We start from the raw sequence: 25,996 nt of genomic DNA on the forward strand, positions 1-25,996 counted from the left end.
AGTGAGGTTGCCGGCCAGCGGCCGGCACTACCTCATGCCGCGCCGACCAGCAGCAGCTCCAGCACGAACCAGCCGACAAACGCGACCAGCAGGATCCCGCCTTCGCCACGACTGATCTTCAGGTCGCCACGCAGCATCGGGTACAGCACCAGCGCGAACGCCAGCAGCGCCGGCAGTTCCAGGCGCACGAACGAGGCCGGCAGCGCCAGCGGCTGCAGCACGGCCATCGCACCGATCACCAGCAGCAGGTTGACCACGCTGGAACCCAGCACGTGGCCCAGTACCATGTCGCCATGCCCGCGACGCGCGGCGGCGATGGCGGTGGCCACCTCCGGCAGTGCGGTACCGATCGCCACCGGCAGCAGGCCGACCAGCAGCGGCGTCCAACCCAGGGCGGCGCCGAAGTCGGCGGCGGCGCCCACCACCAGGCGCGCGCCCCAGTACAGCGTCAACGCGGCAATCAGCACGCGCAGCACGTTCAACGGCAGGCTGGTGCGGCTCAGTGCGGACTCGGCGATGGCCACCTGCACCTCCGCGCTCTCGCCGCGACCGCGGCGCAGCAGCAGCACCTGCACCACGATGAAGCCGACCAGCAGTATGCCGCCTTCCCAACGTGCCAGGCCGCCATCAAGCCCGAACAGGATCAGCAGCACACCCGCCGCCAGCAGCGACCACCACAGCACCGTCTGCAGGCGCGCGCGCAGCAGCAGGGGCGCAGCCATGGCCGCCAGGGCCAGGGTCAAGCCCAGGTTGACGATGCTGCTGCCCACCGCGTTGCCCAGTGCCAGCTCCGGTTGGCCCACCGCCAGGGCGCGCGCGTTGACTGCCAGTTCCGGCAACGAGGTGGTCACCCCGAGCAGCAACAGCCCGGCAGTGAATGGGCTGGCCCCGAAACGCTGGGCCAGGCCGGACACGGCCTTGACGATGGAGTCCCCGCCCAGCGCCAGCAGCAGCAGGCCGAGCAGGAACCAGGCAATGGCAATGGCGATCATCGAGCACTCCCCCAGCGGTCGTGGCGCGATTCTACGCTTGGCCCGTACGCGCGGCTGGGCCGTGGATCAAGGATCAGCCGCAGCCTTCCGCATAATCGACCTGCGGGGTCTGTCCGACGCGCCAGGCACCCACCCGGCCATCGGCACCGAGTGCGAAGTCGATCACCGCCCCGCCCTCCTGCGCCGGGCGCACGCGCAGGTGCTGGGCCTTCTCGTCATACTTGTCGGGGCCGACGTCCGCGCGCTCGGGATACAGCACCTGCAGCTCACCCAGGGTCATGCCGACCTTGCCCCCCCCCGGTGCGGTGATGGCGGCGCTGCGCACGTCGTAGCGCACCAGCTTGCGGCCCTCGATCATCAGGCGCGGATCTTCGGCATCCTGCGGGCGCAGGAAGTAGCAGCCGTCGTTGCTGTCGTCAGCCGGCAGCGGCTTGCCGGCCGCATCGGTGCCCAGACCCTGCAGCGGCGTGCCGAAGCCGGCACGGACCTCGGCGATGCCGGCACCCAGCTTCGCCCCAGCGAAGCCATCCAGGCGCGCGGGACTGTCCTCGCGACGGTCATTGGCTGGACGGGCGGCCAGGTCGGGATCCGTCGACTGCGCGGGTCCGGTCGCCGAGGCGGTTTCCGCCGGGGTGTCGCTGCCGCTGCCGGCCGCCCCCTGCTTGTCGGGGCCAGCACTGCAGGCGGTGAGCGAAAGGAGCAACAGACCAGCAAGCGGAAGGTGCTTCATCGGTGCGGTTCCCTGGCACAAGGATGGCTGCACGCTAGCCCATCCGGTGTGCAGGCGCTGCATTGTCATCGCGGTTTCATCGCCTTCGTTCAGGCTCGGCGAGCACCGACCTGGCCGTCCCTTCCATGCAACCGCGCAAGACCGATCTCGCCCGAACCGCGCTGCAGGCCCACCGCGCGCCGCTGGACATGCGCCAGCGCCGGCTGCTGATCCTGTGCGACGGCCAGCGTACCGTCGCCGACCTGACCGGTCTGCTCGGCCAGGAAGCACCGGCGATGGTCATCCAGCTGGTACAGGCGGGGTACCTGAGCACCGGCACAGGCGCCACGACCCCAGCACCGTCGACCGCAGCCGCGGTGGCGCCGGTGCCCACGCCGCCGGCAGCGACACCTGCTGCACCCGCGGTCGAACGCCGGCGCTCACTGGTGGCAGCGCGCATCTACGCGCTGGGCATCCTGGAAATGCAGCGGCATCCACAGGCGGCGGCGCTGTTCCGCGACCTGCAGCAAGCGCGTGCGGAGGACGAGGTGCTGCAGCGACTGCAGTCGGCAATGCAGCTGCTGCCCACGCTCACTTCGGATGGCTATTGCCAGCGCGTACGGCAGCGCCTGCTGGAGGCGTTGCCATTGGAGCATTGCGACGCGTTCGCCGAGGTCGCCTGAAGAAAAAGGGGACGGAGGGAATTAAGTCGTTTCAGGCACACGTGTGCTGATTGCGGCTTAATCCCCTCCGTCCCCTTTTTAGGGTCAACGGAAGTTATTGCGCAGGCCGTTCCAGCACTGCTGGTAATCGCCCTGGCGGTGGCCGGCGGCCAGCGCCTGTGCGGTCGGGCGGATCACTGCGCGGGTCTCGAACATGAAGGCCATCGTGTCCTTGATCACATCGGCCTTGGACAGATCGGCACTGGAGGCCTTGTCGAAGGTCGGCGCGTCCGGGCCGTGACCACTCATGCAGTTGTGCAGCGAGGCGCCACCCGGGACGAAGCCTTCGGCCTTGGCATCGTAGGCGCCATGCACCAGGCCCATGAACTCACTGGCGATGTTGCGGTGGAACCACGGCGGACGGAACGTGTTCTGCGCCACCAGCCAGCGCGGCGGGAAGATCGCAAAGTCCATGTTGCTGGTGCCCGGGGTGTCGCTGGGCGAATGCAGCACCAGGAAGATCGACGGATCCGGGTGGTCGTAGCTGATCGAACCGATGGTGTTGAAGCGACGCAGGTCGTAACGGTACGGCGCGTAGTTGCCGTGCCAGGCCACCACGTCCAGCGGCGAATGGTCGATCGGTGCACGCCACAGGCGGCCCTCGAACTTCGCGATCAGCTCGAAATCGCCATCCACATCCTCGAACGCCGCGTGCGGGGTCTCGAAGTCGCGCGGATTGGCCAGGCCGTTGGATCCGATCGGGCCGAGGTCGGGCAGCTTCAGCAGCGCACCGTAGTTCTCGCAGATGTAGCCACGGCTGGGGCCATCGGGCAGTTCAACGCGGAAGCGCACGCCGCGCGGGATCACCGCGATCTGCTGCGGCTCGATCTCGATCACGCCCAGCTCGGTCAGCAGGCGCAGCGCGCCCAGCTGCGGCACGATCAGCAGCTCGCCGTCGGCGTCGTAGAAGTAGCGGCCGACCATGTCGCGGTTGGCAGCGTATAGGTGGATGCCCACGCCGGCATGCGCATCGGGCGAGCCGTTGCCACCCATCGTGTACAGACCTTCGACAAAATCGGTCGGCAGCTCCGGCAGCGGCAGTGGGCTCCAGCGCAGCTGGTTTGGCGAGGCCGGCTGAGCGCCGAAATCACACTGCAGCTGCGACTGCGCGAACGGGGTGAACTCGCCATGGGTCACCGCCGGGCGGATCCGGTACAGCCAGCTGCGGCGGTTGCTGCCACGCGGCGCGGTGAAGGCGGTGCCGGTCAACTGTTCGGCGTACAGGCCGTGGGCCACCTTCTGCGGTGAGTTCTGCCCGACCGGCAGCGCGCCGGCAACGGCCTCGGTGGCGAATTCGTTGCCGAAGCCGGACTGGTAGCCGCGGGCGGTGATGGCGGGGGACATGGGAACTCCAGAGATTGCCGGCCAGCGGCCGGCACGACCATTCGGACAGGCAATGCCGGCGGGACGCCGACATTGCCTGCAGACCTTACAGCACGCCGCGGCGGATCTGGTCGCGCTCGATGCTCTCGAACAGTGCGGTGAAGTTGCCTTCGCCGAAGCCTTCGTTGCCCTTGCGCTGGATGATCTCGAAGAAGATCGGGCCGATGCAGTTCTGGGTGAAGATCTGCAGCAGCTTGCGCTGGTGGGTTTCCGGATCGGCATCGATCAGGATCTTGTTCTTCGCCAGGCGCGGCACGTCTTCACCGTGGTTCGGCACGCGCTGGTCGATCACGTCGAAGTAGGTCTCCGGCGTATCGAGGAAGTCCACGCCCTGCGCGCGCATCGCTTCGACGGTCTCGTAGATGTTCTCGGTGAAGCAGGCGATGTGCTGGATGCCCTCGCCCTTGTACGCGTCCAGGTATTCGTTGATCTGGCTCTTCGGGTCGGACGATTCGTTCAGCGGGATGCGCACGATGCCATCCGGCGCGGTCATCGCCTTGGACACCAGGCCGGTCTTCAGGCCCTTGATGTCGAAGTAGCGGATCTCGCGGAAGTTGAACAGGCGCTCGTAGTAGTCCGACCACTGCTGCATGTTGCCGAAATACAGGTTGTGGGTCAGGTGGTCGATGAAGGTCAGGCCGAAGCCCACCGGGTGCAGGTCGGCACCGGCGATCGGCTCGTAGTCGCCGTCATAGATGCTGCCGGCGCTGCCGTAGCGATCGACCAGGTACAGCATGCAGTCGCCGATGCCCTTGATGACCGGCGCGCTGACCGCCTTGCTGTCCGGCTTGAAGGCGATGGCTTCGGCGCCGTTGCCCAGCGCGGTCTGGTAGACCTCCTGGCCCGGCTTCTTGAAGCGGATGGCGAAGCCGCAGGCGCACGGACCGTGCTTCCCGGCGAAGTCGGCGGCGAACGAATCGGGGTCCTCATTGACCAGGAAGTTGACGTCGCCCTGGCGATAGACGGTAATCGGACGCTGCTTGTGCTTGAGCACCGCGCTGAAGCCCATCTTCCGGAAGTACTCGTGCAGCTCCTGGCCACGGCCGGCCGGGGCGGCGAATTCGACGAACTCGAAGCCGTCGATGCCCATCGGGTTCTCGAAGGTGGTGACCTGCATGCCGGGGTTGGGATGCGAGGCGGTCGGGACTGCGGTATTCATGGCGTGGCTCCGAATCGGTACCGCATCGGTACAAACCAGGTGCGGGCAGGTAGGGACCCGGCGAGAATGCAGGGTCTGGACCTACCCCTTATAGTTACACTTGAAACCACCAGCAAGGTGCACCGCAACATGAGCCCCGCCGATCCCGTTTCGACCCGCCTGCGTTCCTCGCACGTCCTGCTCGACCTGGAACAGTTCCTGCCGTACCGGCTGAGCGTGCTGTCCAACCGGGTCAGCGGCAACATCGCCAAGCTATACGGCGATCGTTACGGTCTGGCGATTCCCGAATGGCGGGTGATCACCATCCTGGCGCTGTACCCGGGCTCGTCGGCCAGCGAGGTCTCCGACCGCACGGCGATGGACAAGGTGGCGGTCAGCCGTGCCGTGGCCCGCCTGCTGGAGCGCGGCTTCATCAAGCGCGAGACCCACGGCGACGACCGCCGCCGCTCGGTGCTGGCGCTGTCGGCAGCCGGCTTCGAGGTGTACGAGACCATCGCGCCGATGGTGATCGAGATCACCCGCAAGCTGATGTCGGTGCTGAGCGAAGAGGAAGAGCAGGTGCTGGAGAAGCTGATCCTGCGCCTGGCCGGCGAAGGCCTGGAACGGATGGGCGAAGGGGTCTGAAAGAAAAAGGGGACGGAGGGGATTAAGTCGTTTTGGGCCCCAAGTCGCGGGTGCCGACCCCGGCCGGTAGCGGAACAGTGGCTGGGCGATTGTCGTCCACTCCCTTTGATCTGACGGGACCCGCTCTTTGGCGGACTGCGGACCGACCGCAAACGATGCCATCGGACGCATTCACCTTCCGCAGATCCCGCCCTGAAGTGTCGCCCTCGCCCAGCGGCATTTCCGCATTGGCCCGATACGGCCCGTTTCCGCCAGGCTGGTGTATCGAAACGGGCTGATCCAGTGAATTCTCCTATTGGACTGCTCACGTGTGCGGCCGGACGGTACACGTTCAACGGGTACAGCCCGGCCATCCACATCGAACGGGCTCCCTCATGGATGACTCGCGTTCAACGTCGCCGCATGGCCAGGAATTGCTGGCCGATCTCAGAGAGCTGATCTGCGCAGCGCGCAGCAGGATGCACAGGTCCATCAACGCCGAGTTGACGCTGCTGTACTGGCGAATCGGTCGTCGCATCCATGTTGACCAGATGGCGGGGCAGCGTGCGCGTTACGGCGAGGTTCTCTTCACCCGGATCGCCAAGGCGCTGTCTGCCGAGTTCGGCACATCCTTCGGTGAGAAGAGCCTGCGCCGGATGGTGCAGTTCTCCATCGCATTTGCAGACGAGCAGATTGTCGTATCGCTGATACGACAATTGAGCTGGACCCATTTCATCGCGCTGATCCCACTGGCGGACCCACTCAAGCGCGACTTCTATGCACAGATGGCCGCCACCGAGGGCTGGAGTGTACGTACGCTGCGCCAGCGCGTCGATTCGATGCTGTATGAGCGCACGGCACTCTCCAGTCAGCCAGAGCAGACCATCGCCGAAGAGTTGGCGGCACTGCGCGGCAACCAGCAGCTGTCTCCAGGGCTGGTACTGCGTGATCCCTACGTACTGGACTTTCTTGGCCTCAAGGACAGCTGGGACGAGCAGGACCTTGAAACCGCGATCCTTCGCGAGATGCAGGGCTTCCTGCTTGAACTTGGCACGGGCTTCAGTTTCGTCGCCCGCCAGAAGCGCATCCAGATCGACGGCGATGACTTCCACCTGGACCTGCTGTTCTACAACCGGCGCCTGCGCAGACTAATTGCCATCGAGTTGAAGATCGGCGAGTTCAAGCCGGCCTACAAGGGACAGATGGAACTCTATCTGCGCTGGCTGGACCGGTACGAACGTGAGGACGGCGAGCAGACGCCGTTGGGCATCATCCTCTGCACAGGGAAGAAGGCGGGCCAGATTGAATTGCTGGAGCTGGACCGCTCAGGCATCCATGTTGCGGAGTACCTGACCTCGCTGCCCTCCCGTGAGGTCCTCAAGCAAAGATTGCAGACTGCCATGGAGCGGGCGCGGCAGCAGCTGCAGACCGCGGCGCCCGGCCTCCCGTAGATCTACGCCACGCGCGGATGGCGTTCATGCTTCAGCTCAGATGCTTGCGCCGTGCATGGATCCACGGCACCGCGAGCGCCGCGATGGCACCACCGGCGAAGCCGAGGGAAGCCGCAACCGTGGCTGCTTCGACCGCCCCCGGCAGCGCCAGCGCTGCCGCCACCAGCAGCAGCGACGGCAGGCCGACGAAGGTGCCCAGGAAGAAATGCCAACGCGGTGACCAGGTATTGAGCTGCAGCAGGCTGACCGGTTGCCAGGCTTCCGAGGCGGCGTCCTCGGCGATCTTCGCCACCGCCTTGGCCAGGTCCACTTCCGGCAGCGCGCGCCCCTGCCGTGCGGTCGCCAGCAGCTCGGCCACGGCCTCCACCGGCGGGAAACTGGACGGCCACGCGACCGGCGCCGGCACGCCATACGCGGTCAGCACCGGCACGCTCAGCCACGGCGCCACCAGCGGGCGCATGCGACGGCGGCCATGCACGCACCAGATCTGTTGCTGCCCATGCGCGGTGACGCTGTACAGCGCCAGTTCGTTGGCCGGCGGGTAGCCGAGCATGGTCACCCGCGCGGCCAGGCTGTCCTGCCCCATCGCGCGCAGGAAGCCGGGGCGGCTGCGCCCTTCCTGCATCCACGCCAGTCCCAGCGCCCCCACTAGATAGGCCTCGGCCACGTCCTTGCTGCCAGCGGTGGCGCGTTCGTCGCTGGCCAGGTACCAGGCCAGCGACTTCGGCTCGGCGACATCGTCCAGGCCCCAGCGGCTGTCGTCTCCCAGCACATGGCGCACCGGCAGGCGCGCGGGAGCGGTTTCGCCACGTTCGCCGGGTTGCAGGAACGGCAGCACGCCCTGGATGAAGGTGGACAGCTCTATCGCACGCACGCCGTGCCCCTGCCACTCCGGTGGCAGCAGCCCGGCCAGCTGGCCATCGGCGGCCAGCGCATCAAGCCGGGACTTCTGCTCGACCAGCTTCTGCACCGCCCCCTTCAGCACCACGTTGTCGGGCAGCGCGATCTGCGGCAGGCGATGGCGCGGCGGTGCCAGGTCGACGGTGGCCTCGCCGGTTCCGGTGTCATCCAGCAGCGCCTCCTGCGGCGGCAAGGTTACGCCCTCGCCTGCTCCACCCTCGGCCAACTCACTGGCGGGTTCGGGCAGTCGTTCGGCGTGGTCGCTGTGCATGGGCGTTCCGGAAGGTTGCATCGACGGGATGTCGACTGAGGTCCTTGCCGGTAACGGCGAGCGCGTTGCGATATTGAGATGCCGATTCCGGGAATGTGACCGCAACCACAGTAGATCCATGCCATGCGTGGATGCACTTCTGTGCCGACCAACGGTCGGCACCCACCGGAGATGGCCGTCAACGGTCGGCACCCACCGGGGTTGGCGGTCAGCGGTCGGCACCCACCCGGGATGGCGGTCAGCGGTCGCCCCCCCCCTGCCGGCCAGCGGCCGGCACTACCCCTATTCCGTTTTGTCAGGTGCCCATTGTTTCAGGAACGCGCTCACCCGTGCCGGCTGGAAGGCTTCGCCCCTGCGCAGTTCGCCGGTGGCCTGCGACACCAGCAGTCCGCCATCGGCATCGAGCACCAGCAGGTGCGGGTAGTCGCGCTCCATCACCGGGAACTGGGCGAAGAAGGCGGTGTTGGGCTGCTCGTCGCTGGCGTTGACCTTCACCCACACGTAGTGGGCATCGCGGAAGCGACGCAGGTCGCCGTTGCCTTCCACGACGTCGTCCAGCGCCCGGCAGCGCTCGCAGGCGGCGTTGCCGACCTCCAGCAGGATGCGCTTCTTGCCCCGCTGGGCTTCCACCTTGGCGGTGGCCAGATCATCGGCGGGGTTGCGGGCCGGGTCGAACTGCGCACCGAGCCCGGCGATGGCGGCGATGTCTGCCGCCACCGGGGTGTTGCCCGAGGCCACCGGTTCGCTGGGGTCAGCGACCGGTGGCTCGGTGGGTCGGGTATCCAGGGGCTGCGTGGGCTCGGCGGTGGCAGGCGGTTGCGGTTGGGAACAGGCGCCGATCAGCGCCGCACAGACCACCACTACCGCAGTACCGAGCTTGCTACGCATGCCTTCTACCCTCCCATCATTACTTGACGCCGTGCATCAGCTTGTTGATCAGCGGGGCGATCAGGAACAGCACCACGCCGGAGCCGATCAGGGCCCAGAACCCGAAGGTATACCCCTTCAGGGCCGACTCGACCGTCATGCCGCCTTCACCACTGACCACGCCAGCGAAGATGCCCGACAGGTTGTTGCCGATGCCAGTGGACAGGAACCAGCCGCCCATGCCGAAGCCGACCAGGCGCACCGGGGCCAGCTTGGTCACCATCGACAGGCCGATCGGCGACAGGCACAGCTCACCCACCGACTGGATGACGTAGACCATGAACAGGGTCCAGAACGGGATCTTGCCGTCCACGACCATCTGCGACAGGGCGAACATCAGCAGCGCGAAGGCGGCGCCATTGAACAGCAGGCCCAGGCCGAACTTGCGCGGGATGGACGGATTGGCGCGGCCCATGGCCACCCAGATCCAGGCGATCACCGGGGCCAGGGTGATGATCGCCACCGAGTTGACCGACTGGAACCACGCGGTCGGGAAGGTCCAGTCACCGAACTGGCGGTTGACGATGTTCTCGGCCAGGAAGGTGAACGAGCTGCCGGCCTGTTCGAAGAACATCCAGAACATCACGTTGAAGGCGAAGATGATCAGCATGGCGATCACGCGGTCGCGCTGCACCTTGCCTTCGCGGACGCCCTCGACCAGCAGCAGGATGGCCAGCGCGGTGAACATCGCACCCAGGATCCAGGCCAGCGCGGTGGCGCCGGTGGCCAGCAGGAAGTACGCGACCGGGATGGCGACCACGGCACCGGCCAGCACCATGATGATGCGGCCGAAACCTTCAGCGCCGGCCGGCGGTGCACCGATGCCCTTCAGGCCGGCACGACCGATGTAGAACCACACCAGCGAGATCAGCATGCCCACGCCCGAGGCGATGAACACGACCTTGTAGGACGGCATCGCGTCGGTACCGAACACCTTGCGGGCCAGGTACTCGGTCAGCACCGGGGCGATCATCGCGCCGATGTTGATGCCCATGTAGAAGATGGTGAAGCCCGAATCGCGGCGCTCGTCCTTCAGCCCGTACAGCTTGCCGACCATGGTCGAGATGTTGGGCTTGAACAGGCCGTTGCCGACGATGATCGTGGCCAGGCCGAGCTTGAAGATGTGCTCCTGTGGCAGCGAGATCATGAACAGGCCGGCGGCCATGATGATCGCGCCGGTCAGGATCGAGCGCTGGTAGCCCAGTACCCGGTCGGCCACGTAGCCACCGAAGATCGCCGCGGCGTACACCAGGGCCAGGTAGGCGCCGTAGATGCGGCTGGCGTCGCCTTCACCGGCAGCGCTGCCGTTGTAGAACTGGGCGACGATGTACAGCACCAAGGCCCAGCGGATGCCGTAGAACGCAAAGCGTTCCCAGAACTCGGTCATGAACAGCATCCACAACGGGCGCGGGTGGCCCAGCGTGGTCTTGAAGTCCGGCAGCGCCGGCTCTGGGGTGTTCGCAGTGGCGTTTACGCTCATGCGGATTTCCTGGTTCGGTGGATGACGAGCACGTCCGCTGTGCAGTTGGAGCAACGCGCGAGGATCACCGACTTCTGGCGTTCACGTCAAATACACGCCGTTTGAGGCAGGTGCCAGCCTGCTCGCTGAACTTGCATCTGAAACGATCCAGCCGCCGGCCGCGATCCAAGCTGAATACGGATCAGGCCTGTTCGGCCGGGGGCGCGGCCTGCAGGCTGGTGCGCACCTGGAACAGCTCGGGGAAGAAGGTCAGCTCCAGTGCCTTGGCCAGGAAGCCCACGCCGGACGAGCCACCGGTGCCGCGCTTGAAGCCGATCACCCGCATCACCGTGCGCATGTGGCGGAAGCGCCACAGCTGGAAGGCGGTCTCCAGGTCCACCAGGTCCTCGCACAGCGCGTACTCGCGCCAGTAGCGGTCGGTGTCCTGGTAGATGCGTTCGAAGACCGGCTGCAGGGCGTCGTCGGCTACGTGCGGCTGGGTCCAGTCGTGGGCCTCGTAGACCGCCGGCACGGCATGGCCGAAGCGGGCCAGGTACTTCAGGAATTCCTCGTACAGACTGGGCGCCTCCAGCACGGTGCGCAGCTGCGCCTGCCCGGCCGGGTCGTGCTCGAACACCTGCAGCATCTGCGCGTTCTTGTTGCCCAGCAGGAACTCGATGTAGCGGTACTGCAGCGACTGGAAGCCCGACGACGGGCCCAGCACGTCGCGGAAGCCCATGTATTCGGAAGGGGTCAGTGTTTCCAGCACCGACCACTGCTCGGTCAGCTGGCGCAGCACCTGCTTGCTGCGCGCCAGCACCTTGCGGCACTGCCAGACTTCATCGCGCTGCAGGAAGCCGATTGCGGCACGCAGCTCATGGCCCAGCAGCTTCAGCCACAGCTCCGAGGTCTGGTGCTGGATGATGAAGAGCATCTCGTCATGGTGCGGCGGGCTGGACAGCGGCTGCTGCGCGCTGAGCAGCTGGTCCAGCCGCAGGTAGCCGCCGTAGGTGAGGCGTCCCTGCAGGTCGGTGTGGATGCCGGCTTCGAGATCGCGTTGGTTGTTGTCGACGGACATGGGCGGGACCAGATCGGGGGCGGCAAGGGTAGCGCGTTGCCGCCGCGCTGGCAGCCGCCGGGTCCATACCGGGGCGTGCGGTTGGCCGTGGAGCATCGGCCGATCCCAGGCCTGCGCGTGGAACCGTCCAGGCCGTTGTACTGGCGGTCAGCCAGAGGCGTATTCTGATGCTTTGCAGCAACGACTGAATACGTTGTTGTTATTGGCCCCCCACCCGCCGGCAGGGGTAAAACAGGGCGTTACCGTGTTGCGGCGCAGGAAGGCTATTCCGTACGCGTTCCTTAACATGGCGATTCATATCATTTGTAACTTCTCTGTCGAAGGTGCAGTACGCAATGACGGTTGCCGCTGAATTCAAGATCGAATACCTGCAGTACCTGGACACGGACGGCAAACTCGTCCGCGATGACCTGCCCGCGTCGCTGCGCGACCCCAAGGTCCTGGTACCGCTGTTCAAGCAGATGCTGTTCGTACGTACGTTCGACAGCAAATCCATCGCACTGCAGCGCACCGGCAAGCTCGGCACCTATGCCGCCTGCCTGGGCCACGAAGCCGCACACGTGGGTATCGGCGCGGCGATGCAGAAGGACGACGTGTTCGCGCCTTCGTACCGCGAGTATGGCGCGATGTTCATGCGTGGCGTGCGCCCGCACGACGTGCTGATGTACTGGGGCGGCGACGAACGCGGCAACGATTACGGCGGCAACGCGGCCAAGGACTTCCCGTTCTGCGTGCCGATCTCCACCCAGTGCCTACATGCCGCAGGCGCCGCGCTGAAGTTCAAGCTCAACAAGGAACCGCAGATCGCGGTGGCGGTGTGCGGCGACGGCGGCAGCTCCAAGACCGACTTCTACGCAGCACTGAATTCGGCCGGCGCCTACAAGCTCCCGCTGATCCTGTGCATCGTCAACAACGGTTGGGCCATCTCGGTTCCGCGTTCGGCCCAGACCGGTGCCGAAACACTGGCGCAGAAGGGCCTGGCCGGTGGCCTGCACTGCCTGCAGGTGGACGGCAACGACCTGATCGCGGTGCTGGCGGCCATGGAGCAGGCGCGCGAACGTGCGCTGGCCGGCGACGGCGGCACCGTGCTGGAACTGATGACCTACCGCCTGTCCGACCACACCACCGCCGATGACGCGCGCCGCTACCGCGACGACGCCGAAGTGAAGGATGCCTGGCAGCGCGAGCCGATGCTGCGCCTGCGCAAGTACCTGATCAACGCCGGTGTGTGGAGCGAAGAAGAGGAAACCGCCTGGGTCGCCGAGTGCGGCACGCGCGTGGACGAGGAAGTGAACCTGTACCTCAACACGCCGGTGCAGCCGGTCGAGGCGATGTTCGACTTCCTGTATGCCGATCCGCCGCCGGACCTGCTGGCCCAGCGTGCCCAGGCGATCGCCCTGGAGAAGCGCCATGGATGAGATCAAGAACGGCGCGCCCGGCGCGCACACCAACGCCGCCGACAGCGCTGCTGTCGCGCGCGGAGATGACAGCATGACCACCACCCCGATCACCCTCATCGAAGCCATCACCCAGGCGCTGGCCTGGGAGCTGGAACACGACCCGTCGGTGCTGGTGCTGGGCGAAGACGTGGGCGTCAACGGCGGCGTGTTCCGCGCCACTGCCGGTCTGCAGCAGCGCTTCGGTTCGGACCGCATCCTCGACACCCCGCTGGATGAAACCACCATCGCCGGCCTGACGATTGGTCTTGCCGCGCAGGGCATGAAGCCGGTGGCCGAAGCCCAGTTCGACGGCTTCATGTACCCGATGGTCGACCATATCGTCTGCCACGCCGCACGCCTGCGTTACCGCACGCGTGGCCGCCTGCACTGCCCGATGGTGCTGCGCGTGCCGTGGGGCGGTGGCATCCGCGCGCCGGAACACCACAGCGAAGCCAACGAGGCGATCTTCACCAACGTGCCGGGCCTGCGCGTGGTGCTGCCGTCGTCGCCGCAGCGTGCCTACGGCCTGCTGCTGGCCGCGATCCGCGAGCCGGATCCGGTGATCTACATGGAGCCCAAGCGCATCTACCGCCAGTACAAGGAAGTGGTCGTCAACGACGGCGAAGCCTTGCCGCTGGACGTCTGCTTCGTGCTGCGCGACGGCACCGACGTGACCCTGGTGACCTGGGGCGCACAGGTGAAGGAAGCGCTGGAAGCGGCCGACAAGCTGGCCGGCGAAGGCATCAGTGCCGAAGTCATCGACGTGGCCACGCTGCGTCCGCTGGACTTCGCCACCATCGCCGAATCGGTGGCCAAGACCGGCCGCTGCGTGATCGTGCAGGAGGCCCCGAAGACCGCGGGCTTCGGCGCCGAGATCGCCGCGCGCCTGGCCGAGGAATCGATCTACGACCTGCTGGCCCCGGTCGAGCGCGTCACTGGCTACGACACCCACATTCCGCTGTTCCGCCTGGAAATGAAGTACCTGCCGAGCGTTGAGCGGATCGTGGCTGCGGCCAAGCGCGCGGTGGCGGCCGGCTGACATGCGGGCCCGCCTTCTGGGGGCTTACCGCAGCCAGTATCCCAACCCGCTCCGGTTCCACACCGGCCAGATCGTCGAAGTAGGTGTCCGTGACGAGGAATGGCCGGCGTTTGCCTGGGTACGCACCAACGATGGGCGCGCTGGATGGGCGCCCATCGCCTGGTTGCAGCTGCTGGACGAGGGTCGCGCCGAAGCGCTGTGCGACTACGACGCCCGCGAGCTGGATGTGGAAAGCGGCGAGATGGTGAAGCTTCATCACGAACACGGCGGGTGGTGGTGGTCCGAGCGCGCCAATGGCGCGACGGGTTGGCTGCCGGCCCGCGAACTGGAACTGCTGGAAGAGAACTGCAAATGAGCCAGACCAAGAACTTCAACCTGCCCGACCTGGGCGAAGGCCTGCCGGACGCGACCATCGTCGAGTGGTTCGTCAAGGAAGGCGATGTGATCAAGCTGGACGAGCCGCTGGTCTCGATGGAGACCGCCAAGGCCGTGGTGGAAGTGCCCTCGCCGTTCTCCGGCAAGGTGCTGAAGCTGTCCGGCGGTGCCGGCGACATCATCCCGACCGGCTCGGTGCTGGCCAGCTTCGAACTGGACCCGAACCTGCCGCAGCGTGCCGATGGCCAGGACACCGGCCACAGCCATGGTCATGCCGCACCGGCCGCGCCGGCTGCCGCACCGACCCCGCCGCCGCTTCCCACTGCTGCCGCACCGGTGGCCGCAGAAGAAGCCAAGCCCGCCGCTGCCGAGCGCGATGATGCCGGCACCGTGGTCGGCGCCATGCAGAGCTCCAACGCCGTGCACGCCGAGCAGGCGCTGGCCGTCGGTGGCGTCAAGGCCGTGCCGGCCGTGCGTGCGATGGCGCGCAAGCTGGGCGTGGACCTGAGCCGCGTGGCCGCTACCGGCACCGATGGCGCGGTCACCATGGCCGACGTCAAGCAGGCCGCCGCCAACGGCACCGCCAAGCTCGGCGCTGCTCCGGCACCGGTTGCCGCTGCTGCCTATGCCGCGCCGGCCCCGGCGCAGGTGTCTGCCCCGGTGCAGAGCGAAGCCCGCACCCCGCTGTCCGCCGCCGGCAAGCCGATGCGTACCCAGCCGCCGGGCGTGGTCGCCAAGGGCCAGCCGGAACCGCTGAAGGGCGTGCGCCGCAACATGGCACGCGTGATGGCCGATGCGCACAGCAAGGTGGTGCCGACCACGCTGAACGACGACGCCGACATCCACGCCTGGCTGCCGGGCAACGACGTCACCGCGCGCCTGGTGCGTTCGATCGTGGTCGCCGCGCAGAAGGTGCCGGCGATGAACGCCTGGTTCGACGGTGAAGCGCTGACCCGCACCCTGCACGCACAGGTGGACATCGGCATCGCCGTGGACACCGACGACGGCCTGTTCGTGCCGGCCCTGCGCAATGCCGACATGCTGGATGCACGTGGCATCCGCGAAGGCGTCAACCGCCTGCGCGAGCAGGTGGAATCGCGTTCGATCGCCGCCTCGGAACTGAGCGGCTACACCATCTCGCTGTCCAACTTCGGCATGTTCGCCGGCCGCTACGCGACCCCGGTCGTGGTGCCGCCGTGCGTGGCCATCGTCGGTGCCGGCCGTGCCCGCCACCAGATGACCCCGGTGATGGGCGGCGTGGAAGCGCACAAGGTGATCCCGCTGTCGGTCACCTTCGACCACCGCGCGGCCACCGGCGGCGAAGCGGCGCGCTTCCTGCGCGCAATGATGGACGACCTGGCGCTGGCCAGCTGATCGGCCACCTGACCGGTAGGTGCCAACCGTTGGTTGGCACATGACTTGGAGAAAACGCCGGGCATTGCCCGGCGTTTTTTTGTGCCTGCTCCGTCGCGCTCCATCCACGCATGGCGTGGATCCACTGGGCTCTCCGACCGTCGGTCGAAAGCGCAACGGAGCATTTTGAGAATAGTTGAATGGATTCCCAATAGCAGCTCGATAGCATTGAGCCTCTCTGCAGACGTCGAACTTCCGTGATTGAGACACCACCCACACTCGAAGAATTCATGAAGGCGGGCAATGATTTTTTCCGCGCCTCTCCATTCTTCCTACGGTTGACGAGGGATGAGGATCCGTCAGACACGAACTGGGTCCTTGGCATCATCTTCCTGCGCTGGCTCGCCCGAAATCACGCTCTCCTTGACGCATCAGTCGGCTCTACGGTGGCAGCCGCCCCCTCGCCGACAGACACCCTGGCATGCATCGAAGCTGCCTTCCAGGACGAAATCCCCGGTGCTGCGTTCGACCCGGAATTGCTGGAGTTCACCGTTCGCTACTTCTGCATGGCCGGTCCCTACTTTTCGGACTTCTTCTCGTTGTTCCCCCAAGACGCCATGCCTTCGCCGGACGCCATGTGGGACAAACAGGAGCAGGTGTACGCAATTATCGACTCCCGTCTGCGGTCATGGCGCAACGGCGAGCCAATCGTCCGCGCGGTCATCCCCAATGCCGATCAACAAGGACATGCCAAACCGTCTACGCCGCTGGACGCTGACGTCTGGATCACGACGCTGGCAACGCTATCGGATGCTGCGGTCACTCACGAAGGTTGCTGGGCATACGCCGACCACTTCTACAGGGCTCTGACGACACCAGCATCAGTAGAAGTCGTCCTGGCGGTCATGAGGGAGTTCCTTCGGAACCCGCCACATGACGCGTCGATCATGTGTGCAGCGGAGAACTTCCTGTCGGATATTCCGCTCTCCCGCTACATCAAAGCGTATTCCATCCTCGCGCCTGACCTCTTGGACGTCTCTTCAGATGCCGCGCTCAATCTCTTCAATTATCCAGGTTGTGAATTGACGCCACGTCAGGTCCGGCAGTTCATCAAGGAGCTCAGGCGGTGCCACCCCGAGCGCGATGTGGTCGGAGAACTGGCCCAGCTGGCCATTGCATGGAATTCGGAAGACGACGAGACATTTTCAATCGTCATCGAAGCAGCGCAGAAGCAAGGGTAGTTCCAGGAGCCGGCACGTGCCGGCTCCCTCCCTGAATCAATCGCGTGCGACCAAGCCCTCGGCACGGCTGTAGACGCGCAGACGGTGGCCATCAGGATCTGCCCCGACAAAGGTATGGCCGAACTCCAGCGTCACCGGCGCCTGCAGGATCTCCACACCAAGAGCGCGCCACGCATCGTGCATCTGCTGCACGGCGTCGGGGTTGGCCACCACCATTGCCAGTTCGGCGGCGCCTGCTTGCGCGGACACCGGAGGCTGCACGTCGTCGCGTTGCCACAGGCCGAGTGCGGCCCCATCGCCGAGCAGGAACAGGGCGAAGCCGGGCGACTGCTCGACCGGCGGTTTGCCGAGGATGCCGCTGTAGAAGGTGGCGCTGGTGGCGACGTCGCGCACGTACTGCAGCAGAGTGCTGGGCGTGAACATGGGGAAGCTCCGTTGTTGGGAGCAATCATGGTGGAACGAGCCTGCTGACAGATTCTGTCAGTAGAGTCGACTGTTGGTAGAGTCGACTGTTAGTCGACTGTTGGTAGAGTCGACTGTTAGTCGACTGCTCTTCCCTCAACCTGCCTAAACCCCGCGCTGCGCGCGATAGTCGACTAACAGTCGACTCTACCCCCGCTCCCGGCTGTTGCTCTGTTATGAACGGTCCAGCCAGTCCGGCGCGATGCCCTGCGCCTTCTGCCAGCGTCGCAGCAGGGTGGCGCGTGGCACGAGGTAGTGATTCTCCAGCACGCGCACCTGACGGATGCGGTCCAGCCTGAAATGCCGGAAATCCTCGCGGCGCTCGCACCACGCCGCCAGCATCGGCACCTCATCGAAGTAGCCCAGCGCGAACGGCCAGACGATGCGCTCGCTGCGCTGGCCGTGCGCGTCCTCGTAGCCGAACTTCAGGCGCTGCTGTGAACCGACAGCCTCTCGCACGGCCTGCAGACGAGCTGGGGGAACCTTGGCCGCCGCACGCGAAGGGCCCACCCGCAGGCCACTGTCACGCAAGGCCTCGCGCCGCGCTGCGGGCAACACATGCGCGATACGCGCCAGGGCATCGCGTGCGGCTTCGGCCAACGCGGGTTCGGTACGGGCCGCAACCCAGCGCAGGCCCAGCACCAGCGCGTCGATCTCGGCCGGTGGCAGGGTCATCGGTGGCAGGGTGTCGCTCGGCGCCAGCTGGTAGCCAACGCCGGCCTCGCCACGCAGGTCAGCGCCCTGCTCACGCAGGGTCTCGATATCGCGGTACAGCGTGCGCAGGCTGATGCCCAGCGTTTCGGCCAGCGCCTGCCCGGCCACTGGCCGTCGATGACGGCGCAGCAGCTGCAGCAACTGGGTCAGGCGCAGCGCACGTGACATCAGCCGACCAGTGCGCTCGATGCCACCACGTGCTCACCCGGTTGCGGGGCCAGCGCGGCCTCGACCAGAGCCTTGGCGATTTCGCTGGCCGGGTTGATCCGCCACGCCCGTGGCAACATCGGCCCCAAAGCACCGAGCACCGTCAGCGCCAGGCGCTCGCCACGACGCACCTCGTTGCGCTCGCCCCCGATCAGCCCTGGGCGGACCAGGGTCAATGAATGGAAGCCCAGCGCACGAAGGTCACGTTCCAATTCGCCCTTCACCCGGCTGTAGAAGATCGACGACTGTGGATTGGCGCCGGCCGCGGAATTCAGCACATAAGTCTGTGCACCCTGTGCCTGCGCCAGGCGGGCGAAGGCCAACGGGTAGTCATGATCGATGCGGTGGAAAGCCTCGCGGCTGCCGGCCTGGGCAATGGTGCTGCCGAGCGCGCAGATGACCGCGTCCACGCGCGCCCATGCTGGCGAAGTGGGCAACGCGTCGAAGGCCAGCACCGGGTTCTCCAGCTTCCCGTGGGTCATGCCCAACGGGCGGCGGGTGGGCGCCACCACGCCACTGCAGCGCGGGTCGTCCAGCAGGCGGGGCAGGGCCAGCCCGCCGACCAGGCCGGTCGCCCCCAGCAACATCACGCGCATCACCACCTCCACTGCGGCATCCTGTCGCCCATCCTAGCCGTTCAAGCCGTCGGCGGCCGCGCCGATATGCTGGAACCAGTCCCTGCCAGCCCCCAGGATTCGCTCCATGACGGACCAGCCCGACCACCGCCCTGCCCCCGGTACCGCCCTTGGGCCGCCGGCACGCGTGCGCGCGGTGGTGGACGATGGGCTGGGCGACCGCGTGGTACTGCAGGGCGGTGGTGGCGTGGCACTGCAGCAGCTGTTCGCCGGCGCCGACGCGCCGGAACCGCTGCTGGCCGCCTTCGCCAACGGCATGGCCACCCTGCCCGGCGAACTGGGTGACATGGGCGACCGCCTGCAGTCGGCGCAGGCCAGTGCCGATTGGCCGCGCTACGGGCGCGCGATGCGGCAGCTGATCGACAAGTACATCCGCACCATCGAACAGCATTCGCCGGACGGACAGCCGGAAAGCCTGCGCCTGTCCGAGCAGCTGCGGCTGCTGCTGGGTGGCGCCGTGGTGGCCCTGCTGCAGCACGACCCGGATCTGCGCGAACAAGCGCAGGCGCTGGCCACGCGCCTGCGCCAGTGGCAGCCGGGTACCGCACTGGAGCCGATCGAACAGGGCGTGCGCGAACTCGGGCACCAGGTCGGCGTGCGTGCCGAGAGCTGGCAGGAGCAGCAGGCGCTGCTGCTGGAACTGTTCGCGCTGCTGTTGGAAAACGTGAGCGAGCTGCTGGACGACCGCAGCTGGCTGCAGGGCCAGATCGCGGCGGTGCGCCAGCTGCTGGACGGGCCGCTGGAAGCCGAGGCAGTCGAGCGCACCCGTGCCGAACTGCGCGAAGTGATCTACAAGCAGGGCCTGCTGCGCCAGGGCATCGACGATTCGAAGGCGGCGATGCGCGGGTTGATGGGCGAGTTCATCGAGCGCATGGATGGCATGGCCACCAGCACCGGCGAATACCACGACCGCATCGGCAGCTACGCACTGCAGCTGCGCGAGGCGCGTAGCATCGCCGACCTCAACCAGCTGCTGCAGGACGTGATGCGCGACACCGGCAAGGTACAGCAGCAGGCCGCGCAGGCCCGCGATCACCTGGCCAATGCGCGGCAGGAAGTGGAACGCGCCGAACAGCGCATTGCCGAGCTGGAGCAGGAACTGCGTGCCGCCGGTGACCTGGCGCGCATCGATCCGCTGACCCAGGCGCTGAACCGCCGCGGCCTGGACGAACTGCTGCAGCGTGAACTGGCGCGTGCTGCGCGCAACAACTCACCGCTGGGCGTGGCGGTGATCGACCTGGATGATTTCCACCTGACCAACGAGGCGCACGGCCACGCCGGCGGCGATGCGTTGCTGCAGCACCTGGTGGCCGTTTGCAGGCTGTTGCTGCGCGCCACTGACGGCATCGCACGGCTGGGTGGCGACGAGTTCGTGCTGGTGCTGCCGGAAACCCAGGGTGCCGACAGCATGGCCACCGTGCAGCGCCTGCAACGCTCACTGGCGCACCGTGTGCTGACCGTGCAGGACCGGCGCGTGCCGGTGCACTTCAGCGCCGGGCTGGCGCAATGGCAGCCGGGCGACGATACCGAGGCCCTGCTGCGCCGTGCGGATGACGCGTTGTATGCGGCCAAGCGACAGGGCAAGAACCGGGTGCAGGCGGGCTGACCGTCCGGCCCGTCGCGAACCGCTTTGGTAGGTGCCAACCTTGGTTGGCACGCGCAGGAAACAAAGCGCCGACCAAGGTCGGCCTCTACCTCGCGACCCGCCGGTGATTACTTGCCGCGCAGCTTCTGGAACCCGGTCACCGCCGCGAGCACGATGGCGCCGGCGATGATGCCGACCACCATGTTACCCACCGCGCTGACCAGCCAGCCCCACTGCCCCTCGCCGCCCATCGCCTGTACTGCGTGGTGCAGCGCCGGCACGTTGTGCACCAGGATGCCGCCGCCCACCAGGAACATGGCAATGGTGCCGGCCACCGACAGGAACTTCATCAGCCACGGTGCCGAAGCCACCAGGCCGCGACCGAAGGCGGCCACGGCCCCACCCTTGCGCGACAGGTACAGGCCGACGTCATCAAGCTTCACGATGCCCGCCACCAGCCCATAGACGAAGACCGTCATCGCCAGTGCAACCACGGCCAGCGTGACCAGCTGGTTGGTGAACGATGCGGTGGCGACCACGCCCAGGGTCAGTACGATGATCTCGGCCGAGAGGATGAAGTCGGTGCGGATCGCGCCTTTCACCTTGTCCTTCTCCCACGCCACCATGTCCACCTGCGCGTCGGCCAGCGCCTTGCGCCGCTCGGCCTGATGCTCGGCGTCGTCCTCGGCTGAGTGCAGGAACCGGTGCGCCAGCTTCTCCACGCCTTCGAAACAGAGGAAGGCACCACCGATCATCATCAGCGGCACGATCAGCGGCACGTTCCAGCCGCGGCTGTGCAACCAGGCCTCCAGCGCGCTGATCGCCAGTGCCGCCGGCACCAGGATCACCTTGTTGACCAGCGAGCCCTTGGCCACCGCCCACACCACCGGCAGTTCGCGGTTGGCGTTGACCCCGGTGACCTGCTGCGCGTTCAGCGCCAGGTCGTCGCCCAGCACGCCGGCGGTTTTCTTCGCCGCGACCTTGGTCAGGACCGAGACATCGTCGAGGAGGGTGGCGATATCGTCGAGCAGGGCAAACAGGCTGGCAGCGGCCATGGGAAGTCCAGAGAGGGAATGAGCGGATTCTGACCGATACCGGGGCAGCTGCGGAAGCGGACGGATTCACCGCGTGCCCACCGCCCCCCGGCGACACTGCGGAATCCGGACATTGCCGGCCAGCGGCCGGCACGACCGTCTTTGCCGCATGGGAGTTCCGCTTGAGCAATCCGCCCACCGCCAATGGCAATCCCCCGCTGGTCAAAGGCATGAACCGGCGCAGCCAGATCCTGCGCCTGCTGATGCGCTACCGCCATTCGGGCGTGTTCTCGGGCATGAACCTGGATGCCGCCAGCAACCAGGCCGACGTCCCCGCCGACGGCAACCCGGAGCAGTTCGTCAGCGACCTGGAAGCGCTGGGGCCGACCTTCGTCAAGCTGGGCCAGATGCTGTCCACGCGCCCGGACATGGTGCCGGTGGAGTTCGCCACAGCCCTGGAGCGCATGCAGGAAAAGGTGGCCGAGATTCCGGTCGAGCGCATCCATGCGATCGTCGAGCAGGAGCTGGGCGCACCGGTGAACAAGCTGTTTGCCTCATTCGATCCCGAACCGCTGGGCTGTGCCTCGATCGCGCAGGTGCATCGCGCGGTGCTGCACGACGGACGCCAGGTGGCAGTGAAAGTGCAGAAGCCTGAAGTGGCTGCACAACTTCGCTCGGACCTGGAGGCGCTGCGCAGCTTCGCGCTGGCCGCCGACCACCTGACCCAGGTGGGCCGCCGCGTGCGCCTGCGCGACTGGCTCAACGAGTTCGCAAAGACCCTGATGCAGGAGCTGGACTACCACGCCGAGGCCGAGAACCTGGCCCGTTTCGGCCGACACCTGAAGCCGTTCCGCCGCCTGTGGATTCCGCAGCCGCTGTGGGACTACAGCAGCCAGCGCGTGCTGACCATGGAACTGGCCACCGGCGTGCGCGTGGATGCGATTCCCGATGTGCGCCGTACCGAACAATCGATGGACCCGCTGGCGGCGGCGCTGATCCGCGGCTACCTGGACCAGATCTTCGTGCACGGCGAGATCCACGCCGACCCGCACCCCGGCAACCTGCGGGTGATGCCCGATGGACGGCTGGCGATCTTCGACCTGGGCATGGTCGCGCACATGCCGCCGCGCCTGCGCGAACGGCTGCTGAAGATCCTGTTCGCCGCAGTCGATGGCCGTGGCGAGGAAGTAGCCGACGATCTGATCAGCATCAGCACGCGGCTGGAGGCCTTCGACGAAGAGCGCTACCTGCGCGAGACCGGCCAGCTGATCGCGCGCTACGCCGCCAGCGGCAGTTTCTCCGAAGGCCGCGTGGTGCTGGACATGGTGCGCATCGCCACCGCCTGCGGCCTGCGCACACCGCCGGAACTGAGCCTGCTCGGCAAGGCGCTGCTCAACCTGGAAACCGTATGCCGGTTGCTGGCACCCGAACTGGAGACCCGCCGCATCGTCGAGCGCCAGCTGCAGCATGTGATGCGTGCGCGCCTGAAAAAGTCCCTGTCGGCAGCCAACATCGCCAGCGAGGCGATGGAGCTGCAGCAGCTGCTGCGCGATGGGCCGCGCAAGCTGTCGGACATCATGGCGCTGCTGGCTGAGAACCGTCTGCAGATGAAGGTGACGGGCCTGGAAGAATCGCGGCTGATGGAGAACCTGCAGAAGATCGCCAACCGCGTGGCGGCCGGCATCATCAGCGCGGCATTGATCATGGCCGCCGCGATGATGATGAAGATCGACACCGGCTGGCACCTGTTCGGCTACCCGCTCATCGCCCTGATTCTGTTGTTCATCGGCGTAGTGCTCGGCCTTGGCATCGTGACCAGTGCATTGCTGTTCGATCGTCGCGCGCGGGCACGCGAAGAGCGCGGGCATCGCTAGCGAATCTGCGAAAACACCCGTATTCATGCGACTTTTAATGCAATCCAACGAAGCCTTTCACGCTCGTTTTACCTTCTGAGCGCGATTTCGCGCGCGTCATTTCAACAAACATTTCAGTCAGGTTCGTGCATGCACTATCGGGTCATCGGCCTGTCACATGCATGTGCGTGCGGCAGCGCCGGTCGGATGGACACGCGTCGGTACGACGTCCATCACCACCACCCCGTCACTGCCGAAGCTGCCTATGCTCTGGATACTGCTGCTGTCGTTGTTGCTGCTGTGCTGGTTGTTCCTCGCGTCCGGCAAATGGGTGTGGTGGAAGGCCAGTGCGTTCTCGCTGCTGCTGCTCACGCTCAGCGCATGGTGGCTGATCGACAAGCTGTCCGGTGATGGGCTCAACGCCGCCACGCTGTACCACCTCGGCGCCGACATGGAAGGCGCCGGAGTCTCCGACTTCAAGGGCTACATCGCCGGCTTCATCGTGCTGGCGCTGGTCTCGCTGCTGCCGCTGTTCGCCACGCGGGTGAAGCGCTGGCGCCGGCCCGGCCACGGTCGTGCGCTGTTCGCGGGCTTCGCGGCCGTGTGGGTGGCCACGATCATGATCAGCCCGCTGGCCCGCGACGGCCAACGCCTGTACCAGCAGCTGCGCCCGGTCGACTTCGCCCGCATCGCCCCCGAATACCAGGTGCCGACGCAGCCGCTGCAGCGCCCGCGCAACATCGTCTGGATCTACGGCGAGAGCCTGGAGCGCACCTACCTGGACGAGAACGTGTTCCCGGGCCTGATGCCCAATCTCAAGCGGCTGGCGTCCGAGTCGCTGGACGTGCGCAACCTGGCCTCGGCCGAGGGCAGCGGCTGGACCATCGCCGGCCTGGTGTCGTCGATGTGCGGCGTGCCGCTGACCACCTCGCAGGGCGATGAGAACAGCATGGACCGGATGGGCAGCTTCCTGCCCAAGGCGGTGTGCCTGGGCGACTACCTGAAGCAGCAGGGCTATACCAACCATTACCTGGGCGGGGCCAACGGCCAGTTCGCCGGCAAGGGCCAGTTCCTCGCCAGCCACGGCTTTGACGAAGTGCATGACCTCGCCTGGTTCAAGCAGCAGAAAAAGATCGGGCGCATCCACTACTCCGCCTGGGGCGTGCACGACGACGTGCTGCTGGATACCGCCTACCAGCGCTTCGAACAGCTCTCGCGCGCCGGCTCGCCGTTCATGCTCACCACGCTGACCATGGACACCCACCACCCGGCGGGCCACCTGCCGGTGTCGTGCAAGGGCGAGCGCTACCAGAGCCAGTACGGCAACATCAACATGCTCAACGCGCTCAAGTGCAGTGACCGGTTGATCTCGCAGCTGGTCGAACGCATCCAGGCCAGCCCGTACGGCAAGGACACGCTGATCGTGATCGCCTCCGACCACCTGGCGATGCCCAACGATCTGACCCACATCCTGACCCGGCAGAAGCGCGAGAACCTGCTGCTGTTCCTCGGCGATGGCATTGCGCCGCAGCAGCTCAGCGCCGACGCCGGCACCACCCTGGATTCGGGTGCGACCCTGCTCAGCCTGCTGGACCCGAACCTGAAGACGATGGGCTTTGGCCGTTCACTGATCGATACCCAGCGCGCGCCCAGCGCCAGCGTGGCCACCCAGCGTGATGGCGGCCGAGATTACCCGCAGTACCTCGCCTTCGCCCGCTCGCTGTGGCTGGGTGAGCCGACCCGCGAACTGAAGATCGACGGCGACGACCAGGTGGTGGTCGGCCTGCAGCACGTGCAACCGCCGGTGCTGCTGGAATACGACAAGGACTGGGGATTGAAGTCGGTGTATCTGGAGAACACCTCGCGCCAGTTTGATGATGCCGACCCGGACAACACCCTGGCCTATGTCGACCGCTGCACCGCGTTCGAGGACGGCTCGGCCGATGGCGACTGGTGCGCCCTGCTGGTCAACCGTGACAACGGCATCAAGCTGTACCGCGACAACGACCTGCGTGGCGGCATTGCCGTGGACGCACCGCTGGACGCATTCCAGGGCCCGCGCCCGAGCGTGCGCCAGGCGCACATGATCACCCAGAAGGGTCGCCGCACCCGCGCCGGCCAGTACATGCTGCAGCTGGTGGCGAGCACGCGGCCGGATCGTGGCTTCTGGATCGAGGCGGTGTCCTCGCAGCGCAAGGTGGTGCTGGCCCAGCAGTGGGTGCAGCCCGATGCCAACGGCAAGATCAACGTGTCGTTCGGGCTGGACCACGAAGTGGATGATCTGGAGATCCGCGCGTGGTTGAACCATGCCGAGAAGCTGGCAGTGGATACGTTCGCACTGGTGCCCTCGCGCGGCCGACCGCGGGGATAGGGTTCTTTGCAGGGCTGCGCCCTGCAAAAAACCC

Annotated in this window: 22 protein-coding genes and 1 pseudogene; 11 read left to right on the plus strand and 12 right to left on the minus strand. The window is 66.5% G+C overall.

The genetic code is table 11. From position 1 onward, the window contains the following. Nucleotides 1-32 precede the first annotated feature (32 nt). Both CKW06_RS21425 and CKW06_RS21430 read right to left on the minus strand, forming a co-directional pair. Nucleotides 33-992: a sodium:calcium antiporter gene (locus CKW06_RS21425; RefSeq protein ID WP_024957674.1), complete on the minus strand. Its 960-nt coding sequence runs from the start codon at nt 990-992 to the stop codon at nt 33-35. 73 nt (nt 993-1,065) lie between these two features. Next, nucleotides 1,066-1,722, minus strand: coding sequence for a hypothetical protein (locus tag CKW06_RS21430; protein WP_005411337.1), 657 nt, complete (start codon nt 1,720-1,722; stop codon nt 1,066-1,068). A gap of 125 nt (nt 1,723-1,847) precedes the next feature. On the opposite strand from CKW06_RS21430, the gene CKW06_RS21435 reads away from it, so the two are divergent. Next, nucleotides 1,848-2,384 (plus strand): hypothetical protein, encoded by a 537-nt coding sequence (locus CKW06_RS21435; RefSeq protein ID WP_024957673.1) that lies wholly within the window; start codon nt 1,848-1,850, stop codon nt 2,382-2,384. A gap of 84 nt (nt 2,385-2,468) precedes the next feature. Here the strand turns inward: CKW06_RS21435 and hmgA are convergent, their stop codons facing one another. Beyond that, nucleotides 2,469-3,767 (minus strand): homogentisate 1,2-dioxygenase, encoded by a 1,299-nt coding sequence (gene hmgA, locus CKW06_RS21440; protein WP_012481453.1) that lies wholly within the window; start codon nt 3,765-3,767, stop codon nt 2,469-2,471. An 85-nt stretch (nt 3,768-3,852) separates the two neighbouring features. Further along, complete coding sequence (hppD, locus tag CKW06_RS21445) at nt 3,853-4,965, minus strand: 4-hydroxyphenylpyruvate dioxygenase (RefSeq protein ID WP_024957672.1); 1,113 nt, start codon at nt 4,963-4,965, stop codon at nt 3,853-3,855. Nucleotides 4,966-5,031: 66 nt separating this feature from the next. Between hppD and CKW06_RS21450 the strand changes: the two genes are divergently transcribed. Continuing rightward, entirely contained in the window at nt 5,032-5,589 is a 558-nt protein-coding gene (locus tag CKW06_RS21450) for a MarR family winged helix-turn-helix transcriptional regulator (protein ID WP_005411341.1), read from the plus strand. Between the two features lie 374 nt (nt 5,590-5,963). Then, nucleotides 5,964-7,019 (plus strand): PDDEXK nuclease domain-containing protein, encoded by a 1,056-nt coding sequence (locus CKW06_RS21455; RefSeq protein ID WP_024957671.1) that lies wholly within the window; start codon nt 5,964-5,966, stop codon nt 7,017-7,019. A gap of 31 nt (nt 7,020-7,050) precedes the next feature. Here CKW06_RS21455 and CKW06_RS21460 read toward each other — a convergent pair whose 3' ends face one another. From CKW06_RS21460 to CKW06_RS21475, 4 genes are all read right to left on the minus strand, one after another. Further along, the gene (locus CKW06_RS21460; protein ID WP_005411343.1) at nt 7,051-8,190 is read right to left on the minus strand and encodes a hypothetical protein; all 1,140 of its coding nucleotides are present in this window, start codon (nt 8,188-8,190) and stop codon (nt 7,051-7,053) included. 282 nt (nt 8,191-8,472) lie between these two features. After that, the gene (locus CKW06_RS21465; protein WP_024957670.1) at nt 8,473-9,078 is read right to left on the minus strand and encodes a thioredoxin family protein; all 606 of its coding nucleotides are present in this window, start codon (nt 9,076-9,078) and stop codon (nt 8,473-8,475) included. A gap of 19 nt (nt 9,079-9,097) precedes the next feature. Beyond that, nucleotides 9,098-10,597, minus strand: a complete 1,500-nt coding sequence (locus CKW06_RS21470) for a peptide MFS transporter (RefSeq protein WP_014648688.1) — start codon at nt 10,595-10,597, stop codon at nt 9,098-9,100. 181 nt (nt 10,598-10,778) lie between these two features. Continuing rightward, nucleotides 10,779-11,654 (minus strand): tryptophan 2,3-dioxygenase, encoded by an 876-nt coding sequence (locus CKW06_RS21475; protein WP_005414712.1) that lies wholly within the window; start codon nt 11,652-11,654, stop codon nt 10,779-10,781. A 335-nt stretch (nt 11,655-11,989) separates the two neighbouring features. On the opposite strand from CKW06_RS21475, the gene pdhA reads away from it, so the two are divergent. The 5 genes from pdhA to CKW06_RS21500 all read left to right on the plus strand — a co-directional run bounded on the left by pdhA (nt 11,990) and on the right by CKW06_RS21500 (nt 17,101). Beyond that, nucleotides 11,990-13,072, plus strand: a complete 1,083-nt coding sequence (pdhA, locus tag CKW06_RS21480) for a pyruvate dehydrogenase (acetyl-transferring) E1 component subunit alpha (RefSeq protein WP_005411347.1) — start codon at nt 11,990-11,992, stop codon at nt 13,070-13,072. Next, nucleotides 13,065-14,132, plus strand: coding sequence for an alpha-ketoacid dehydrogenase subunit beta (locus tag CKW06_RS21485; RefSeq protein WP_005419896.1), 1,068 nt, complete (start codon nt 13,065-13,067; stop codon nt 14,130-14,132). Before pdhA ends, CKW06_RS21485 begins: the two co-directional genes overlap by 8 nt. A gap of 1 nt (nt 14,133) precedes the next feature. After that, the gene (locus tag CKW06_RS21490; protein ID WP_005411349.1) at nt 14,134-14,487 is read left to right on the plus strand and encodes an SH3 domain-containing protein; all 354 of its coding nucleotides are present in this window, start codon (nt 14,134-14,136) and stop codon (nt 14,485-14,487) included. Then, complete coding sequence (locus tag CKW06_RS21495) at nt 14,484-15,881, plus strand: dihydrolipoamide acetyltransferase family protein (RefSeq protein ID WP_024957669.1); 1,398 nt, start codon at nt 14,484-14,486, stop codon at nt 15,879-15,881. Before CKW06_RS21490 ends, CKW06_RS21495 begins: the two co-directional genes overlap by 4 nt. Before the next feature lie 269 nt (nt 15,882-16,150). Then, nucleotides 16,151-17,101 carry a hypothetical protein gene (locus tag CKW06_RS21500; RefSeq protein ID WP_024957668.1) on the plus strand — a complete coding sequence of 317 codons (951 nt, stop codon included), beginning with the start codon at nt 16,151-16,153 and terminating at the stop codon, nt 17,099-17,101. Between the two features lie 36 nt (nt 17,102-17,137). Here the strand turns inward: CKW06_RS21500 and CKW06_RS21505 are convergent, their stop codons facing one another. From CKW06_RS21505 to CKW06_RS21515, 3 genes are all read right to left on the minus strand, one after another. Then, entirely contained in the window at nt 17,138-17,524 is a 387-nt protein-coding gene (locus tag CKW06_RS21505) for a VOC family protein (RefSeq protein ID WP_024957667.1), read from the minus strand. A gap of 213 nt (nt 17,525-17,737) precedes the next feature. After that, nucleotides 17,738-18,445, minus strand: a complete 708-nt coding sequence (locus tag CKW06_RS21510) for a helix-turn-helix transcriptional regulator (RefSeq protein WP_024957666.1) — start codon at nt 18,443-18,445, stop codon at nt 17,738-17,740. Next, nucleotides 18,445-19,080: a Rossmann-fold NAD(P)-binding domain-containing protein gene (locus tag CKW06_RS21515; RefSeq protein ID WP_032963976.1), complete on the minus strand. Its 636-nt coding sequence runs from the start codon at nt 19,078-19,080 to the stop codon at nt 18,445-18,447. The genes CKW06_RS21510 and CKW06_RS21515 overlap by 1 nt, the downstream gene beginning before the upstream one ends. Before the next feature lie 106 nt (nt 19,081-19,186). Between CKW06_RS21515 and CKW06_RS21520 the strand changes: the two genes are divergently transcribed. Continuing rightward, on the plus strand, nt 19,187-20,725 hold the full coding sequence (locus CKW06_RS21520; RefSeq protein ID WP_005411356.1) for a GGDEF domain-containing protein: 1,539 nt from the start codon (nt 19,187-19,189) through the stop codon (nt 20,723-20,725). A gap of 107 nt (nt 20,726-20,832) precedes the next feature. Here CKW06_RS21520 and CKW06_RS21525 read toward each other — a convergent pair whose 3' ends face one another. Further along, nucleotides 20,833-21,759, minus strand: a complete 927-nt coding sequence (locus CKW06_RS21525) for a DUF808 domain-containing protein (protein WP_024957664.1) — start codon at nt 21,757-21,759, stop codon at nt 20,833-20,835. Between the two features lie 206 nt (nt 21,760-21,965). Between CKW06_RS21525 and CKW06_RS21530 the strand changes: the two are divergent. Together CKW06_RS21530 and CKW06_RS21535 are read left to right on the plus strand one after the other, a co-directional pair. Further along, a pseudogene (locus CKW06_RS21530) lies at nt 21,966-23,612 on the plus strand (ABC1 kinase family protein); the annotation flags it as partial. Nucleotides 23,613-23,856: 244 nt separating this feature from the next. After that, nucleotides 23,857-25,962: a phosphoglycerol transferase I gene (locus CKW06_RS21535; RefSeq protein WP_024957662.1), complete on the plus strand. Its 2,106-nt coding sequence runs from the start codon at nt 23,857-23,859 to the stop codon at nt 25,960-25,962. Nucleotides 25,963-25,996: the final 34 nt, after the last annotated feature.

Origin of the sequence: Stenotrophomonas maltophilia, assembly GCF_900186865.1 — a bacterium.
Taxonomy (GTDB): domain Bacteria; phylum Pseudomonadota; class Gammaproteobacteria; order Xanthomonadales; family Xanthomonadaceae; genus Stenotrophomonas; species Stenotrophomonas maltophilia.

Excerpts from the sequence above, each read along its gene's own strand:
- CKW06_RS21460 (WP_005411343.1), bottom strand. The coding sequence starts at position 8,190 with ATGCACAGCGACCACGCCGAACGACTGCCCGAACCCGCCAGTGAGTTG.
- pdhA (WP_005411347.1), top strand. The coding sequence starts at position 11,990 with ATGACGGTTGCCGCTGAATTCAAGATCGAATACCTGCAGTACCTGGAC.
- CKW06_RS21490 (WP_005411349.1), top strand. The coding sequence starts at position 14,134 with ATGCGGGCCCGCCTTCTGGGGGCTTACCGCAGCCAGTATCCCAACCCG.
- CKW06_RS21425 (WP_024957674.1), bottom strand. The coding sequence starts at position 992 with ATGATCGCCATTGCCATTGCCTGGTTCCTGCTCGGCCTGCTGCTGCTG.
- CKW06_RS21485 (WP_005419896.1), top strand. The coding sequence starts at position 13,065 with ATGGATGAGATCAAGAACGGCGCGCCCGGCGCGCACACCAACGCCGCC.
- CKW06_RS21535 (WP_024957662.1), top strand. The coding sequence starts at position 23,857 with ATGCTCTGGATACTGCTGCTGTCGTTGTTGCTGCTGTGCTGGTTGTTC.
- CKW06_RS21475 (WP_005414712.1), bottom strand. The coding sequence starts at position 11,654 with ATGTCCGTCGACAACAACCAACGCGATCTCGAAGCCGGCATCCACACC.
- CKW06_RS21465 (WP_024957670.1), bottom strand. The coding sequence starts at position 9,078 with ATGCGTAGCAAGCTCGGTACTGCGGTAGTGGTGGTCTGTGCGGCGCTG.
- CKW06_RS21450 (WP_005411341.1), top strand. The coding sequence starts at position 5,032 with ATGCAGGGTCTGGACCTACCCCTTATAGTTACACTTGAAACCACCAGC.
- CKW06_RS21520 (WP_005411356.1), top strand. The coding sequence starts at position 19,187 with ATGACGGACCAGCCCGACCACCGCCCTGCCCCCGGTACCGCCCTTGGG.
- CKW06_RS21435 (WP_024957673.1), top strand. The coding sequence starts at position 1,848 with ATGCAACCGCGCAAGACCGATCTCGCCCGAACCGCGCTGCAGGCCCAC.
- CKW06_RS21495 (WP_024957669.1), top strand. The coding sequence starts at position 14,484 with ATGAGCCAGACCAAGAACTTCAACCTGCCCGACCTGGGCGAAGGCCTG.
- CKW06_RS21510 (WP_024957666.1), bottom strand. The coding sequence starts at position 18,445 with ATGTCACGTGCGCTGCGCCTGACCCAGTTGCTGCAGCTGCTGCGCCGT.
- CKW06_RS21470 (WP_014648688.1), bottom strand. The coding sequence starts at position 10,597 with ATGAGCGTAAACGCCACTGCGAACACCCCAGAGCCGGCGCTGCCGGAC.
- CKW06_RS21430 (WP_005411337.1), bottom strand. The coding sequence starts at position 1,722 with ATGAAGCACCTTCCGCTTGCTGGTCTGTTGCTCCTTTCGCTCACCGCC.
- CKW06_RS21515 (WP_032963976.1), bottom strand. The coding sequence starts at position 19,080 with ATGCGCGTGATGTTGCTGGGGGCGACCGGCCTGGTCGGCGGGCTGGCC.
- hmgA (WP_012481453.1), bottom strand. The coding sequence starts at position 3,767 with ATGTCCCCCGCCATCACCGCCCGCGGCTACCAGTCCGGCTTCGGCAAC.
- hppD (WP_024957672.1), bottom strand. The coding sequence starts at position 4,965 with ATGAATACCGCAGTCCCGACCGCCTCGCATCCCAACCCCGGCATGCAG.
- CKW06_RS21500 (WP_024957668.1), top strand. The coding sequence starts at position 16,151 with ATGAAGGCGGGCAATGATTTTTTCCGCGCCTCTCCATTCTTCCTACGG.
- CKW06_RS21525 (WP_024957664.1), bottom strand. The coding sequence starts at position 21,759 with ATGGCCGCTGCCAGCCTGTTTGCCCTGCTCGACGATATCGCCACCCTC.
- CKW06_RS21455 (WP_024957671.1), top strand. The coding sequence starts at position 5,964 with ATGGATGACTCGCGTTCAACGTCGCCGCATGGCCAGGAATTGCTGGCC.
- CKW06_RS21505 (WP_024957667.1), bottom strand. The coding sequence starts at position 17,524 with ATGTTCACGCCCAGCACTCTGCTGCAGTACGTGCGCGACGTCGCCACC.